Annotated in this window: 13 protein-coding genes, 2 tRNA genes and 1 riboswitch; of the genes, 14 read left to right on the top strand and 1 reads right to left on the bottom strand. The window is 34.4% G+C overall.

From position 1 onward, the window contains the following. Window positions 1–44 precede the first annotated feature (44 nt). The 9 genes from serS (at window position 45) to NST87_RS00090 (ending at window position 10,691) form a co-directional block, all read left to right on the top strand. Entirely contained in the window at window positions 45–1,334 is a 1,290-nt protein-coding gene (serS, locus tag NST87_RS00050; RefSeq protein WP_040030054.1) for a serine--tRNA ligase, read from the top strand. Between the two features lie 443 nt (window positions 1,335–1,777). Continuing rightward, window positions 1,778–2,473 carry an AzlC family ABC transporter permease gene (locus NST87_RS00055; protein ID WP_019468520.1) on the top strand — a complete coding sequence of 232 codons (696 nt, stop codon included), beginning with the start codon at window positions 1,778–1,780 and terminating at the stop codon, window positions 2,471–2,473. Beyond that, on the top strand, window positions 2,470–2,799 hold the full coding sequence (locus NST87_RS00060; RefSeq protein ID WP_019468521.1) for an AzlD domain-containing protein: 330 nt from the start codon (window positions 2,470–2,472) through the stop codon (window positions 2,797–2,799). Before NST87_RS00055 ends, NST87_RS00060 begins: the two co-directional genes overlap by 4 nt. 127 nt (window positions 2,800–2,926) lie before the next feature. Beyond that, window positions 2,927–3,026, top strand: a riboswitch (SAM riboswitch). Between the two features lie 61 nt (window positions 3,027–3,087). Further along, window positions 3,088–4,056, top strand: a complete 969-nt coding sequence (metX, locus tag NST87_RS00065; protein ID WP_340721120.1) for a homoserine O-acetyltransferase MetX — start codon at window positions 3,088–3,090, stop codon at window positions 4,054–4,056. 276 nt (window positions 4,057–4,332) lie between these two features. Beyond that, the gene (locus NST87_RS00070) at window positions 4,333–5,259 is read left to right on the top strand and encodes a DUF2232 domain-containing protein (protein ID WP_171027037.1); all 927 of its coding nucleotides are present in this window, start codon (window positions 4,333–4,335) and stop codon (window positions 5,257–5,259) included. Between the two features lie 14 nt (window positions 5,260–5,273). Continuing rightward, window positions 5,274–7,241: a DHH family phosphoesterase gene (locus tag NST87_RS00075; protein WP_040030057.1), complete on the top strand. Its 1,968-nt coding sequence runs from the start codon at window positions 5,274–5,276 to the stop codon at window positions 7,239–7,241. Then, a complete protein-coding gene (gene rplI / locus NST87_RS00080) occupies window positions 7,238–7,684 on the top strand; it encodes a 50S ribosomal protein L9 (RefSeq protein WP_019468525.1) in 447 nt (148 codons plus the stop codon). Before NST87_RS00075 ends, rplI begins: the two co-directional genes overlap by 4 nt. Window positions 7,685–7,714: 30 nt before the next feature. Beyond that, on the top strand, window positions 7,715–9,118 hold the full coding sequence (gene dnaB, locus NST87_RS00085) for a replicative DNA helicase (RefSeq protein WP_040030058.1): 1,404 nt from the start codon (window positions 7,715–7,717) through the stop codon (window positions 9,116–9,118). Between the two features lie 289 nt (window positions 9,119–9,407). After that, a complete protein-coding gene (locus tag NST87_RS00090; protein WP_064264657.1) occupies window positions 9,408–10,691 on the top strand; it encodes an adenylosuccinate synthase in 1,284 nt (427 codons plus the stop codon). A 110-nt stretch (window positions 10,692–10,801) separates the two neighbouring features. Here the strand turns inward: NST87_RS00090 and NST87_RS00095 are convergent, their stop codons facing one another. Further along, complete coding sequence (locus NST87_RS00095) at window positions 10,802–12,022, bottom strand: macrolide family glycosyltransferase (RefSeq protein WP_145353455.1); 1,221 nt, start codon at window positions 12,020–12,022, stop codon at window positions 10,802–10,804. A 300-nt stretch (window positions 12,023–12,322) separates the two neighbouring features. On the opposite strand from NST87_RS00095, the gene NST87_RS00100 reads away from it, so the two are divergent. The 5 genes from NST87_RS00100 to yycF all read left to right on the top strand — a co-directional run bounded on the left by NST87_RS00100 (window position 12,323) and on the right by yycF (window position 16,065). Next, window positions 12,323–12,397: transfer RNA gene (locus NST87_RS00100), tRNA-Glu, on the top strand. Window positions 12,398–12,403: 6 nt separating this feature from the next. Further along, a tRNA-Asp gene (locus NST87_RS00105) sits at window positions 12,404–12,476 on the top strand. A 304-nt stretch (window positions 12,477–12,780) separates the two neighbouring features. Further along, the gene (locus NST87_RS00110) at window positions 12,781–13,230 is read left to right on the top strand and encodes a MarR family winged helix-turn-helix transcriptional regulator (RefSeq protein WP_019468529.1); all 450 of its coding nucleotides are present in this window, start codon (window positions 12,781–12,783) and stop codon (window positions 13,228–13,230) included. 384 nt (window positions 13,231–13,614) lie between these two features. Further along, window positions 13,615–15,021: a DHA2 family efflux MFS transporter permease subunit gene (locus tag NST87_RS00115; RefSeq protein WP_103211426.1), complete on the top strand. Its 1,407-nt coding sequence runs from the start codon at window positions 13,615–13,617 to the stop codon at window positions 15,019–15,021. 342 nt (window positions 15,022–15,363) lie between these two features. Further along, window positions 15,364–16,065, top strand: a complete 702-nt coding sequence (yycF, locus tag NST87_RS00120; RefSeq protein ID WP_040030062.1) for a response regulator YycF — start codon at window positions 15,364–15,366, stop codon at window positions 16,063–16,065. The last annotated feature ends 1 nt before the right edge of the window (window position 16,066 follow it).

Consider the following 16,066-nt stretch of genomic DNA (forward strand, 5'->3'; position numbering starts at 1 on the left):
GTTCTATTCTTAAAAAAATAGAAATTGAAAGGATGGAAAGTGACATGTTAGACATTAAACTATTTCGTAAGGACCCAGAATTTTTAAAAGACAAAGTTGCAAAACGTGGTATGGATACAAAAGTAGTAGATGATGTATTATCACTTGATGACAAACGCCGTGAGTTAATTCGTAAAGCTGAAGAAATGAAAGCTGAACGTAATAAAGTGAGCGGTGAAATTGCTGAGAAAAAACGCAATAAAGAAAATGCAGATGATGTTATCGCAGAAATGAGAAAATTAGGTGACGACATCAAACTTCTAGACAATGATTTAAATAATGTGGATAAAGAACTAGAAGACTTATTATCTCGTATTCCAAATATAATTCATGATGATGTGCCTGAGGGTGATTCTGATGAAGAGAATGTAGAATTAAAACGTTGGGGTACACCAAGGAAATTTGATTTTGATGAAAAAGCACACTGGGATTTAGTAGAGTCATTACAAATGGCTAACTTTGAACGCGGTGCAAAAGTTTCTGGTGCAAGATTTGTGTTCTTAACTGGCGAAGGCGCACAGTTAGAAAGAGCATTAATGAACTATATGGTCACGAAACATACGACGCAACATGGTTATACAGAAATGATGGTACCACAATTAGTAAATGCTGATTCAATGTATGGTACTGGACAATTACCAAAATTTGAAGAAGATTTATTCAAAATTGAAAAAGAAGGATTATATACTATACCAACGGCAGAAGTACCATTAACGAATTATTATCGTAATGAAATTATTGGTCCGGATGTCTTACCTGCTAAATTCACAGCGCAATCAGCGTGTTATCGTAGTGAAGCGGGTTCAGCTGGTAGAGATACAAGAGGATTAATCCGTTTACACCAATTCGATAAAGTAGAGATGGTTCGTTTTGAAAAACCGGAAGACTCTTGGCAAGCATTAGAAGAAATGACAGAACATGCAGAAGCAATTTTAGAAGAGTTAGGCTTACCGTATCGTAGAGTTATTTTATGTACAGGTGACATAGGCTTTGGCTCAAGCAAAACGTATGACTTAGAAGTTTGGTTACCAAGCTATAATGAGTACAAAGAAATTAGCTCTTGCTCAAATATTACAGATTTCCAAGCACGCCGTTCTAACATTCGTTTTAAACGTGATAAAACAGCAAAACCAGAATTAGTGCACACATTGAATGGTAGTGGTTTAGCAGTAGGTCGTACATTTGCTGCAATCGTAGAAAACTATCAAAACGAAGATGGTTCAGTTACTATTCCAGATGCATTAGTACCATATATGGGCGGTAAAACAGTGATTCACCCAGTTAAAGAAAAATAGATTCGTTTGAATGAATATCATCAGTGGCATTTGAGCTAGCTTAAGCGTTGAACTTTCAAAATAGATACCATAAAATGATGAAATAAAAATAGAGGTTGGGACAAATAGATGTCTCAACCTCTCATTTTATATGAATAATGATCCTTCTGATCTTCTAAACATCTTAAATATTTTTAAAGTAAAGAGAGGGTAGGGGAGGTGTTAAATATCTTGTTTTGCAGGTTATTTAATTTGAAAAAATACCTTATTTTATTCAAAAAAGTAGAGGGAAGTCTAAAATAAAAAACACAATATTCCGAAATTAAAAACATTGGAATAACAGTATTTTTAGACGAACGTAAGTCTTAGGTTACACATGCGTAAGTCTAAAAACGTTGAATGTCTCTTTCAGTTTGTATTAAACTAATTCTATTATTTTTAAAAAATGTGTGGGAGGTGGCATGATGGCAACACATTTAACTTTTAAGCAAGGTGTAAAAGAATGTGTACCGACTTTGTTAGGTTATGCTGGTGTTGGTCTTTCATTTGGTATTGTTGCAGTTGCTTCAGGTTTCAATTTGATTGAAATCATTTTATTATGCTTACTTGTCTATGCTGGCGCGGCACAATTCATTATTTGTGCGTTAGTCATTGCTGGAACTCCAATTTCTGCAATTGTATTAACGACATTTATTGTAAATTCTAGGATGTTTTTATTAAGTATGACCTTAGCGCCAAGTTATAAAGGATATGGGTTTTGGAATCGTATAGGTATGTCTTCTTTGATTACAGATGAAACATTTGGTGTCGCTATTACACCACATCTAAAAGGTGAAAAAATCAATGATCGATGGCTGCATGGATTAAATATCACAGCTTATTTATTTTGGACATTTGCAAGTGTTGTTGGTGCTGTTTTTGGTAAATACATAACAAACCCAGATGCGTTTGGGTTAGATTTTGCTATTACTGCAATGTTTATATTCTTAGCTGTTTCCCAATTTGATGCTATTAAGCAATCACAATTTAAAACATATTTAGTATTAATTGTTTGTGTGATCATATTAATGCTTATTTTAAGTTTCTTTATGCCTTCATATGTAGCAATTATCTTAGCTTCGACAATTACTGCGGGGTTAGGGGTGGTGATCGATAAATGACAACGACCTTACATATGCTATTAATCATTGTTTTATGTGGTGTGGTCACTTGGTTAACACGAATTATACCGTTTATATTAATTACAAAAATTAAACTATCTGAGACAGTTGTAAAGTGGCTTTCCTTCATTCCTATTACATTATTTACGGCATTGATTGTAGACGGCGTCTTAGAACAACATGAAGGTTCAATGGTGTATAGTATTAATTTACCGTTTTTAGTGACGATGCTTCCAACAATAATCATTGCCATTATTACACGGAGTTTAACGATTACGATTGTCAGTGGTATTTTAATAATGGCAGTTTTAAGATGGATATTTTAAATATATTATTGAAGTGGTTCACATTATCCGTTAGAATAGCAATAATTAGAAAATTTTGATAATTTTAAAGGAATACTTGTTAAAATAGATGTTTGATTTATACACAGCTTTTTACAATTAAAATTAAATCTTATTTCGAGAAGCAGAGGGACTTGGCCCAATGAAGCTTCAGCAACCGACTTTAGAAGCACGGTGCTAATACCAACGATTCGCTCGAATAATAAGTATTGTAACTTCTTACTTATTATAAATAGGTAGGAAGTTTTTTTACTAAGTAGGAGGTAAATGATGACAAATTATACGGTTGATACATTAGAATTGGGGCCATTTACAACTGAATCAGGTGAAACGATCTTAAATTTAAAATTACGTTATGAACATGTTGGATATGAAGGGCAGCCACTTGTACTTGTATGCCATGCGCTGACAGGTAATCATTTGACATACGGGACGGATGACAATCCTGGTTGGTGGCGAGAGATTATAGATGGAGGGTACATGCCAATACATGATTATCAATTTTTAACATTCAACGTGATAGGTAGTCCATATGGCTCGAGTTCGCCACTTACAGATGCTGACTTCCCCACGCATTTAACATTGCGTGATATTGTCAATGCAATAGAATTAGGTATTCAAACATTAGGGTTTGATCGAATTAGTATTTTAATCGGTGGGTCTTTAGGAGGTATGCAAGCGCTGGAATTATTGTATAATCATAAATTTGAAGTAGATAAAGCAGTCATTTTAGCTGCAACAGATAAGACATCCTCATATAGTCGTGCATTTAATGAAATTGCGAGACAGGCGATTCGATTAGATCATGGTGAAGGTATGAGTATCGCAAGACAACTTGGTTTCTTAACGTATCGTTCTTCTAAAAGTTACGATAGACGATTTACACCAGACCAAGTTGTAAACTACCAGAAGCATCAGGGAAATAAGTTCAAAAAGCACTTTGATCCATTGAGTTATTTAACCCTGCTAGACGTCTTAGATAGCCACGATATAGATAGAGATCGTACTGATGTAGATGAAGTGTTTGGACGTCTAGATACTAAAGTTATGACTATGGGCTTTACGGATGATTTATTATATCCAGACGATTTAGTATATGCTACAGGTACGCGATTTAAATATCATAAGCATTGGTTTGTGCCAGATAATGTAGGACATGATGGTTTCTTACTGAACTTTAACGATTGGGCACCCAATTTGTATCACTTTTTAAAAGTTTCCAAGTTCAAAAGAAAATGACGATATGCTACATTTTAGTTCGTTTTGTATTATAAGACGTCTGGGATAGTTATTTTATACTTAAATGAAAGTGGAAATAACTGTGTTCCTATGACGTCTTATTTTTATGGTGAGTAAAATGTGAAATTTGAAGTTGATATTAACGAGGAGATGTAATTTAAAAAGGCGCTCATTTTCAGATTTTGTCGCTGATATTGAACTTCTGACAAAAAGAATTGTCAATAATTGTATAAAAGTTTTAAAGAGGTTAAAATAATAAACATAGACAAAAATTGTATAGGAGTGGCGAATTTGTTTTCTAAAATACATACTAAAGCCACTATACTTAGTGTAATCACGTTAATTATAGTAGCTTTAGCTTTACATATATTACCGCTACTTGGACTCGTGTTGAGTTTATTTGCAACAATTCCAGGTATTATTTTATGGCATAAATCTGTAGAATCTTTTGGCTTAACGGCAGTCATTACAGTTGTGCTAACTACGTTATTAGGTAATATATTCGTGTTAAGTATCATGATCCTCTTGTTCGTAGTGAGTGTTGTAGTGGGTCAATTATTAAAAGAACGTACATCAAAAGAACGTATACTTTATATAACAACAACGTTTATTAGTATCATTGCATTAATTGCATTTATGGTGTTACAAGCATTTAAAAAAATACCAAGTGCTACATCATTAATCAAACCGATTAAAGAACAGATGTATAACATAATTTCTAGCGCTTCAGTCAACGCGGATTATAAACAAATGTTTGAAGAGACTTTCCGCCAATCAGCAGTGCAACTACCAAGTTATATGATTGTTGGTGTATTTCTACTTATATTAATCAATTTAATTATCACTTTTCCAATCTTGCGTAAATTCAAAATCGCTACACCCATATTTAAACCATTATATGCTTGGCAAATGAAGCGTTCTGTCTTATGGATGTATGTTATTGTATTAATTTGTGTTATGTTTTCAACGCAACCAAGTGCGTTTCAAACCATCGTCTTAAACTTTGAAATTGTGTTATCATTATGTATGTACATTCAGGGGTTAAGTGTGATTCACTTTTTCGGAAAAGCGAAATCAATGCCGCCAGCACTTACTGTGTTATTAATGGTGATAGGGACAATTTTAATGCCATTAACACATATTGTGAGTCTCCTGGGATTTGTAGATTTATGTATCAATTTAAAACGTATCATTAAAAAATGATTTGAGGTGGAAAAATGAACCGTCAATCCACTAAAAAAGCGTTGATTTTACCATTTATTATTATGGTGCTTACAGCGATAGCGCTTGTCGTCGTTTGGTTTATTTTTAACCAATTGATTGCAGGTATAGCTACTGTTGTATTACTCATCATAATCGTAGGGACAGTACTGATGGTAAGACAAGCTTTACAAAAATTGGATAACTATGTAGATAATCTGAGTGGAAAAATCTCAGCAAGCAGTAATACTGCTATTAAAAGGTTACCTATTGGGATGATTATCTTAGATGAAAATGAAAACATAGAGTGGATGAACCAATTTATGTCGGATCGTCTAGATCGAAATGTCATTTCTGATCCAGTCAATGAAGTATATCCTAATATATTAAAACAGTTAGAAAAAACACAAGAAGTGGAAATTCAAGAAAATGAATATCACTATCGTGTAAGATATTCAGAAAAAGAACATGTATTGTATTTCTTCGACATTACTGAAGAAATACATACACAAGAGTTATATGAAGCATCTAAACCAATTATTGCAACACTATTTTTAGATAACTATGATGAAATTACGCAAAATATGAATGATACACAACGTTCAGAAATTAACTCTATGGTTACGCGCGTCATAAGTAGATGGGCAACAGAATATGACATTTATTTCAAACGTTATAGTTCAGATCAATTTGTTGCTTATTTAAACCAACGCATTCTAAATGAAGTTGAAGCATCTAATTTTAGTATACTGAGTCAATTACGCGAAAAAAGTGTGGGTTACCGTGCGCAATTGACATTAAGTATTGGTGTAGGTGAAGGTTCAGAGAACTTAATCGATTTAGGTGAATTATCTCAATCTGGACTTGATTTAGCACTAGGCCGTGGTGGTGACCAAGTTGCAATTAAGCATATGAACGGAAATGTGCGTTTCTATGGCGGTAAGACTGACCCCATGGAAAAACGTACACGTGTAAGAGCACGTGTTATCTCTCATGCATTAAAAGATATTTTAATGGAAGGCGACAAAGTCATCATTATGGGACATACGCGTCCAGACTTAGATGCTATAGGCGCAGCCATTGGTGTCTCAAGGTTTGCTATGATGAACAACTTAGATGCTTATATTGTGTTAAATGATTCAGATATTGATCCGACGCTGCGTCGTGTGATGAATGCAGTCGATGAAAACCCTGAACTAAAAGAGCGTTTTATCACATCTGATGAAGCATGGGATGTCATGACGTCTAAGACAACTTTAGTAGTTGTAGATACGCATAAACCTGAAATGGTTATCGACGAAAACATATTAAACAAGGCAAATCGTAAAGTTGTGATCGATCATCATAGACGTGGTGAAAGCTTTATCTCTAGCCCATTACTTGTTTATATGGAACCATATGCAAGTTCAACTGCAGAGCTAGTGACTGAATTGCTAGAATACCAACCAACAGAACAACGATTAACACGTTTAGAGTCGACAATTATTTTTGCAGGTATTATTGTAGATACACGTAATTTCACATTACGTACAGGTTCAAGAACATTTGATGCGGCAAGTTATTTACGTGCACATGGTGCAGATACAATATTAACGCAACATTTCTTGAAAGATGATTTAGATACGTACATTAATCGTACTGAATTAATCCAAACAGTGAAACTTCAAGAGAACGGTGTCGCAATTGCACATGGTTCGAACGAAAAAATCTATCATCCTGTAACAGTTGCACAAGCAGCTGATGAACTGTTAAGTTTAGATGGTGTAGAAGCTTCGTATGTAGTTGCTAGAAGAGAAGATAATCTAGTCGGTATGTCTGCTCGATCACTCGGTGCAGTTAACGTTCAATTGACAATGGAAGCACTTGGTGGCGGTGGTCATTTAACTAATGCAGCTACACAATTAAAAGATGTCACTGTTGATGAAGCAATAGAACAATTACAACAAGCTATAACAGAACAAATGAGTAGGAGTGAAAATTCATGAAAGTAATATTCACACAAGATGTTAAAGGTAAAGGTAAAAAAGGCGAAGTTAAAGATGTACCTGTAGGCTATGCAAACAATTTCTTATTGAAGAAAAATTATGCAGTAGAAGCTACTCCAGGTAATTTAAAACAGCTTGAAAAGAAAAATGAAGCTGCAGAAGCGGAACGCCAACAAGAAATTGAAGATGCTAAAAAATTAAAAGAAACATTAAGTCATATTGAAGTTGAAGTATCTGCTAAAACAGGTGATGCTGGAAAATTATTCGGTTCAGTTAGTACAAAACAAATCGCGCAAGCATTACAACAACAACATGATATTAAAATAGACAAGCGTAAAATGGATTTACCAAACGGTATACATGCATTGGGTTACACAAATGTACCAGTTAAATTAGATAAAGAAGTAGAAGGTACAATTCGTGTACACACAGTTGAACAATAAAAACGGATTGAGATATGAGGTGTAATCATAATGGATGGAATGTATGAACAAAATCAAATGCCCCACAGTAATGAGGCTGAACAATCTGTCTTAGGTGCCATTATCATAGATCCGGAATTGATAAACAGAACTCAGGAAGTCTTACTTCCTGAGTCCTTTTATAGAGGCGCACATCAACACATCTTTAGAGCCATGATGAACCTCAACGAAGATAATAAAGATATTGACGTGGTTACAATTATGGATCAACTGTCGTATGAAGGACGACTGAATGAAGCGGGTGGCCCACAATATCTAGCAGAATTATCTAGTAATGTACCGACAACTCGAAATATTCAATATTATACAGATATCGTATTTAAGCATGCGACAAAACGTAAGTTGATACAAACTGCCGATAGCATTGCTAACGATGGTTATAATGATGAATTAGAATTAGATACAATATTGAACGATGCAGAACGTCGAATATTAGAATTGTCATCTACACGTGAAAGCGATGGATTTAAAGATATTAGAGATGTACTTGGAGAAGTGTATGAGAATGCAGAATTACTTGATCAAAATAGTGGTCAAACACCTGGTATCCCAACTGGTTATCGAGATCTAGATCAGATGACCGCGGGCTTTAACCGTAATGATCTAATCATTCTGGCTGCCAGACCATCAGTAGGTAAGACTGCCTTCGCACTTAATATTGCACAAAAAGTTGCTACGCATGAAGACCATTTCTCAGTCGGTATATTCTCGCTAGAAATGGGTGCGGATCAACTAGCAACACGTATGATTTGTAGTTCTGGTAACGTAGATTCGAACCGTTTAAGAACGGGTATGATGACAGAAGAAGACTGGAATCGCTTTACAATTGCAGTAGGTAAATTATCTAGAACAAAGATATTTATTGATGATACACCAGGTATTCGAATTACAGATATTCGCTCAAAATGCCGTCGTTTAAAACAAGAACACGGTTTAGACATGGTAGTGATTGATTATCTGCAATTAATCTCAGGTAGTGGTTCAAGATTCTCAGATAACCGACAACAAGAAGTATCAGAGATTTCTCGTACATTAAAAGCGATTGCCAGAGAAATGGAATGTCCAGTCATTGCACTAAGTCAGTTGTCACGTGGCGTAGAGCAACGTCAAGACAAACGACCAATGATGAGTGACATTCGTGAATCAGGATCAATCGAGCAAGATGCTGATATCGTCGCATTCTTATATCGTGATGATTACTATAATCGTGGCGAAGATGAAGACGATGATGATGGAGATACGAACTTTGAACCAAAAACAAATGATGATAATGGTGAGATTGAAATTATAATAGCGAAGCAACGTAATGGTCCAACAGGTACTGTTAAATTACACTTTATGAAGCAGTATAATAAATTTACTGATATCGATTATGCACATGCAGACATGGGTTAAAAAAAAGAATAAAATTTATTTTTTCCGTACGATTTGTAAATATGTTTATTTATCGTACGGTTTTTTTGCATTTGGTTCTTTCTTTTTTAATGAAGTATGTGTTGTAATTAAATGGATATCGCTTTGAAAACCTTGATGACACTATGTTTAAGATGTGTAATTGCATTTTTAAACATTTAATGAAATTCGAGAAAATGTAAAAAACCAATGTTCGATTTTTGTTTGCATTATTAGTGTGGTATTGGTAGAATACTTAATGGTTAATTGAGAAAAACTTGGAGGTGCTCATATGTCATCAATCGTAGTTGTTGGGACACAATGGGGAGACGAAGGTAAAGGTAAAATCACAGACTTTTTAGCAGAACAAGCAGATGTTATTGCACGTTTTTCAGGCGGTAACAATGCAGGCCACACAATTAAATTTGGTGGCGAAACATATAAATTGCACTTAGTACCATCTGGTATTTTCTATAAAGAAAAATTAGCAGTCATTGGTAACGGTGTCGTTGTCGATCCAGTAGCACTATTAAAAGAATTAGACGCTTTAAATGAAAGAGGTATTTCAACAGATAATTTACGTATTTCAAACCGTGCGCAAGTTATTTTACCTTATCATATTAAACAAGATGAATATGAAGAAGAACGTCGTGGAGATAATAAAATCGGTACTACGAAAAAAGGTATCGGTCCAGCTTATGTAGATAAAGCACAACGTATTGGTATTCGTGTTGCAGATTTATTAGATAAAGAAACGTTTGAAAAATTATTAAAAGAAAATATTGAATACAAATCAGCATATTTCAAAGGTATGTTTGATAAAGCATGTCCTTCATTTGAAGAAATCTTTGAAACTTATTACGCAGCAGGCCAACGTTTAGCAGAGTTCGTTACGGATACTGCAAAAGTATTGGACGATGCATTTGTAGCAGAAGAAAAAGTATTATTTGAAGGTGCTCAAGGCGTTATGTTAGATATCGACCACGGTACATACCCATTCGTTACGTCAAGTAACCCAGTTGCAGGTAATGTCACTGTCGGTGGTGGTGTTGGTCCAACATACGTATCTAAAGTCATTGGCGTATGTAAAGCTTATACATCACGTGTCGGTGATGGCCCATTCCCAACAGAACTATTTGATGATGATGGACACCACATCCGTGAAGTTGGCCGTGAGTACGGTACAACTACTGGACGTCCACGTCGTGTAGGTTGGTTCGATTCAGTTGTATTACGTCACTCTCGTCGTGCGAGTGGTATTACTGATTTATCAATCAACTCTATCGATGTCTTAACAGGCCTTAAAGAAGTGAAGATTTGTACGGCGTATGAATTGGACGGTAAAGAAATTACTGAATATCCAGCGAATTTAAAAGACTTACAACGTTGTAAGCCAATCTTTGAAACATTACCTGGTTGGACAGAAGATGTTACAGGTTGTCGCTCATTAGATGAGCTGCCAGACAATGCACGTAGATATTTAGAACGTATCTCTGAATTATGTGACGTTCAAATTTCAATCTTCTCTGTAGGACCAGATCGTAATCAAACAAACTTATTAAAATCATTATGGTAAGCCGTTTACCTATAAAAACTGATTTATAAATTTAAAAAGTAAAATGTTGAAATGAAAAAACACCTTGTTGATGTAGCCTAATATGGCCATCTTTACAAGGTGTTTTTTATTTATATATTTGAATGTGTTACATATTGATCACGAAAATTTAGAATGTGATCGACTGCTAACTGATAACCTGTTTTATTACTAGATTGTATAGATTTAACTTTTCTGATATTACGTTGATAGTTCGGTATATCATCTAGCATGTCTAAGACAATTTGTTTTAACTCTCGGGATGTTATATTTTCTAGTTGTAACTGACGACCAACAAGTAGTTTTTCGATTTGGCGAGCCACAACGGGTTGATCTGCACTTTGAGGAAAAGCTAACATAGGTACTTCCATCAACATCGCTTCATTCGTACTATTCATACCCGCGTGTGTTAAAAATAGTGACGTATGTTGCAATAATTCTGTTTGTGGAACAACATGTGCAACCGTAAAATTAGATGGTATCGCATTAAAATCTTCAAGTTGATTATCATGACCAATGGATACAACAAATGAAGCGTCGATATTTGCAAATGCTTCAAAGCAGAGATTGAAAAATTCAATATTTTGATTAAATACCGTTCCAAGAGAAATATAGACGACTGGTCGTGTGGTATCAATGTTGTCCATAAAGCCAGAATCTTTAGGTTCCAGTATGGAAGGACCAACAAACTTGTAATATTCAGGATCAAAGGCGTCATAACCAACTTGGAAACCTTTCATTACATAAGTGATATTAATATTTCCCGGGTTATTCATAACTTCAAAACGAGAAGGAATGGTTACATCATATGTTGATTCAACATGGGCTTTTAAATTATTAAAGGTTTCATCAGCGTGTTGAATTTCTTCTTTGCTCACAGTAGAAGTTAAATGATTAATAAATGTTTCAAAAGATGTCTTTGTATGAGCAAATGAAGATACAGATGAAATCGATGGTAAATTCAATTTTTGCGCTAATATATAGCCACAACTAAACATAGAATCATGAATCATATAATCAAAATGCTCATTTTCAGTTTCTCTTAAAATTTGTGGCACAATGATATCTACAGTTTTTAATAAGCCATTGATAACATTGAACAAATGATGATTTTCATGATCAGTGAATGCTGTCATAATCGCTTCTGTAGGTAGCGTTCTAATTTCAGCACCAGTATCTTTCAATTTATCTTTATATATATCGCTAGCGTAATAAACAACTTCTTCGCCGCGATCAACTAATGCTTTAACAACTGCAATTGTTGGGTTTACATGTCCAGCAGAACCTGGATTAACAAATAATATTTTTGCCAATATTGCGCCTCCTTATTTAAACTAATTATAATTTTAGCAAAATGAATTTAAAACACAAAAGATTTTATATTTATTATTTACATTTTGAAATAAAAATTAAAAAGAACATAATTATAGAAGTAAGTGTACATCAATGTCTCTCAAAAGTAAGTTAATAAGCAAATAAAATACTGTTTTGACAGCTTCGAGTATTATTTTGTTACTTTATACATTAATGATAGAAAATTATACTAAATTAATTTAAAAAATAGCTTGTCAACCATAATGAGAGTTGATATAATTTATCTTGTGCTTAAGAGAGGCTCCTTGGTCAAGCGGTTAAGACACCGCCCTTTCACGGCGGTAACACGGGTTCGAGTCCCGTAGGAGTCACCATTTTTAGGTCTCGTAGTGTAGCGGTTAACACGCCTGCCTGTCACGCAGGAGATCGCGGGTTCGATTCCCGTCGAGACCGTATTGCCCATCCAATAGGATGGGCATTTTTTTGTACAATTTTCTACGATATATATTTTAAACTTCATTCAATTGAAGGTAGTAGTTATTTATGTATAAACATAAAAGCGTGTGTCTTCGTTTGTGAAACGAGCGGATGCTCAATTTAAATACGTAGAATTTTAAATGCTTCATGCTAGTGCAGGTTAGCACAGTTCATAAAAGTATCATTGTAAATGCGATGCTGCTTTGCAATAACACTTTTTTATACAATTAAAATAAAAAAGGTTAAACTAAATGTATTGAGTGAGACAAGAGGTGAAACAATGATGACTGTAGATCCAGAATTGAAAAAATTAGATATGCTAGATGCCCTGAGCGAACGACACGGTGCATTGAGGAATATTGTTGAAAACAAAGCAAATGACAAGAACGGGATACACAACTCCAGTTCAGAATGGTATATCATGGCAAAATTATACGTAAGTAAACTTACGTTTGTTGAAGTAACACAATCGGTTAATTTAACAAGGCAAGCCATTCATAAAGCGATTAAACAATTAGAAGAAAAAGAATTAGTCAAAGTTGAAAACTTAGTTCATAATAAAAAAGAGAAATGTGTGTCATTAACAGATAGCGGCATCGAATGCATTGAACAGTATATGACTTATAAACAATCCATTGAAAAACACATTGCAAAAGTCATTGGAACTGAGCAATTACAGCTATTTAAAACGATTTTACATCAAGACTGGCAACTAGAAGACTTACAATAAAATATCCAAGCATGAAGTATTGTGCCATTTTAAAAGCAATGGTTACAATACTTTTAATTTTGTACTAAATATTGTAAACCTAGTTGACAATAAAAGGGAAATTTTGATACAGTAATGAAGTTGATCGTTCGAGGACATTACTTTGAAGTAACAAATAACGTATACATATCAATGAAAAGATGTGTTTATCATTTAAAATTCATATTGTAAATGCTCAATGATATAAAACAAATTTGAATGGTATATCGAGATAAGTTATGGATCGAAGAGATTAATTTTAAGTAAATGGTACGAAGTTTATCACGTACGACAGCATTACATATCAATGTTAGGTCTCTTAATAATACTTATACTTCATGGAACCATTAAAAAGGAGTATTTAAAATGACAACGCAAGTAAAAGTAAAGAACCCAAGCATGTACGCACTTGTACTTATGATTGGTGGATTTATGGGATTATTTAGTGAAACAGCGTTAAACATGGCACTCACAGATATTATGGCTGATTTCCAAGTTTCAGCTGCAGTGGTGCAATGGCTGACGACGGGATATTTACTCGTTATGGCTTGTTTAGTACCTGCTTCTTCTTATTTAATCAAGTGGTTTAATACGAAACCACTTATTATTACAGGAATTGTATTATCATTAATAGGCGTTATTATTGGTGCGCTCGCGCCTAATTTTAGTTTCTTATTATTAGGACGTATTGTACAAGCACTTGGCACAGGTATTTTACTACCAATCATGGTGACAGTGTTGATGCTTATATTCCCAATAGAAAAACGCGGTGCCGTGATGGGCATTATGGGTCTAGTGATTACCGCTGGACCTGCGCTTGGACCAACGCTGTCAGGTGTCATTATTTCAGCTTCTAGCTGGCATTATATTTTTTGGATTAGTGCGATTTTATACATTATCGTATTATTTATGGCAATTTCAAAAGTAGAAAATGTTGGAGAAATTACCAAACCTAAAATTGATATGATTTCTATTGCATTATCTACAATAGGATTTGCGGGATTAATCTTTGCATTAAGCACATTAGCTGAAGCACCATTTACAAGTACTATTGTATGGTTGCCGTTATTGATCGGAATTGTTGCACTGGCTATCTTTATCGTACGACAATTCAAGATTGATTCGCCGATGCTTAATTTAAACGTATTTAAATATCCAATGTTTGTCATAGGGGCTGCAATGGTTTTCGTTACGATATTATGCATCCTATCTATGGGTATATTATTGCCGCTATATTTAAAAGGTGCTTTATTATTTAATTCGATTATTGCTGGTTTAATTTTATTACCAGGTAATGCAATCAATTTAATCTTATCCCCGATTGTTGGTTCCTTATTTGATCGTTTTGGTGCTAGATACTTTGGCATTTTCGGATTTTTACTGATGTTTATTGCAGCGTTAATATTTTCATTAATGATTTCAGTTTCTACACCTGTTTGGGCTATTATTTTGGCATTCATGGTACTTTTCTTTGGCATATCGATGGTCATGATGCCAGCACAGACAAATGCCTTAAATCAATTGCCACACCACCTTTATGCTGATGGTTCAGCAACAATTACAACGTTAATACAAGTAGCAGGTTCAGCTGGTACTGCAATTGCCATTACGATTTATACCACGGCAATGCGTACCTTTGGCGCAAGCCATCCAAATGCAGAACAAGAAGTTGTACTGTCTTATGGTATCCAATATGCCTGTTTCTTTATTGTAATATTGACAGTTATCGGATTTATATTATCGCTCTTCGTTAAAAAATCTAAAAATATTTAATATTATCAGTGATGCATATCCAGTTTAAGCGACATCATGTTCAAATTATGACTAAGTTATCTCAAATACCTTAGTCAAAATAACATGACCCTTGCTGAGATATGTATCACTTTTTTATAGACTATGGGCAATATAGTCGCACAGTGATATCATGTTGTGTAGGCTTAATATATCTATAATTAACCTATTAATAGTAAAAAATGTTATAATTTTACAATATACCAATTTATTTTTTTGTTTAGAAAAATAGAATTAGCACGCTATAAATGGTAAATTATATTATAGAGAAATGCGTAGAAAAATATGTAAACGTACTACAATTTAGAAATGAGGTTTATAAATATGGCTAGAAAAGTTGTGGTAGTAGATGACGAAAAACCAATTGCTGATATTTTAGAGTTCAACTTGAAAAAAGAGGGTTATGAAGTATTCTGTGCATATGATGGTAATGACGCAGTAAATTTAATATATGATGAAGAACCAGACATTGTCTTATTAGACATTATGTTACCTGGTCGCGATGGCATGGAAGTATGCCGTGAAGTACGCAAAAAATATGAAATGCCAATAATTATGTTAACCGCAAAAGACTCAGAAATCGATAAAGTATTGGGTCTTGAACTTGGCGCCGATGACTACGTGACGAAACCATTTAGCACGCGTGAATTAATTGCGCGTGTCAAAGCAAACTTACGTCGTCATTATTCACAACCAGCACAAGAAGTGAACGATGCATCTAATGAAATTACAATTAAAGATATTGTTATCTATCCAGATGCATATTCTATTAAAAAACGTGGTACAGATATTGAATTAACACACCGTGAATTCGAACTGTTCCATTATTTATCTAAACACATGGGTCAAGTTATGACACGTGAACATTTATTACAAACTGTTTGGGGCTATGACTATTTTGGTGATGTACGTACAGTAGACGTAACGATTCGTCGCTTACGTGAAAAAATTGAAGACGATCCATCACATCCAGAATATATAGTGACGCGCCGTGGTGTTGGATACTTCCTCCAACAACACGATTAGG

The organism is Staphylococcus sp. FSL W8-0271, assembly GCF_038006605.1.
GTDB lineage: Bacteria > Bacillota > Bacilli > Staphylococcales > Staphylococcaceae > Staphylococcus > Staphylococcus cohnii.

Coding starts and splice junctions, on each gene's coding strand:
- NST87_RS00055 (WP_019468520.1), top strand. CDS start 1,778: ATGGCAACACATTTAACTTTTAAGCAAGGTGTAAAAGAATGTGTACCG.
- metX (WP_340721120.1), top strand. CDS start 3,088: ATGACAAATTATACGGTTGATACATTAGAATTGGGGCCATTTACAACT.
- yycF (WP_040030062.1), top strand. CDS start 15,364: ATGGCTAGAAAAGTTGTGGTAGTAGATGACGAAAAACCAATTGCTGAT.
- NST87_RS00090 (WP_064264657.1), top strand. CDS start 9,408: ATGTCATCAATCGTAGTTGTTGGGACACAATGGGGAGACGAAGGTAAA.
- NST87_RS00075 (WP_040030057.1), top strand. CDS start 5,274: ATGAACCGTCAATCCACTAAAAAAGCGTTGATTTTACCATTTATTATT.
- dnaB (WP_040030058.1), top strand. CDS start 7,715: ATGGATGGAATGTATGAACAAAATCAAATGCCCCACAGTAATGAGGCT.
- NST87_RS00110 (WP_019468529.1), top strand. CDS start 12,781: ATGATGACTGTAGATCCAGAATTGAAAAAATTAGATATGCTAGATGCC.
- serS (WP_040030054.1), top strand. CDS start 45: ATGTTAGACATTAAACTATTTCGTAAGGACCCAGAATTTTTAAAAGAC.
- rplI (WP_019468525.1), top strand. CDS start 7,238: ATGAAAGTAATATTCACACAAGATGTTAAAGGTAAAGGTAAAAAAGGC.
- NST87_RS00060 (WP_019468521.1), top strand. CDS start 2,470: ATGACAACGACCTTACATATGCTATTAATCATTGTTTTATGTGGTGTG.
- NST87_RS00115 (WP_103211426.1), top strand. CDS start 13,615: ATGACAACGCAAGTAAAAGTAAAGAACCCAAGCATGTACGCACTTGTA.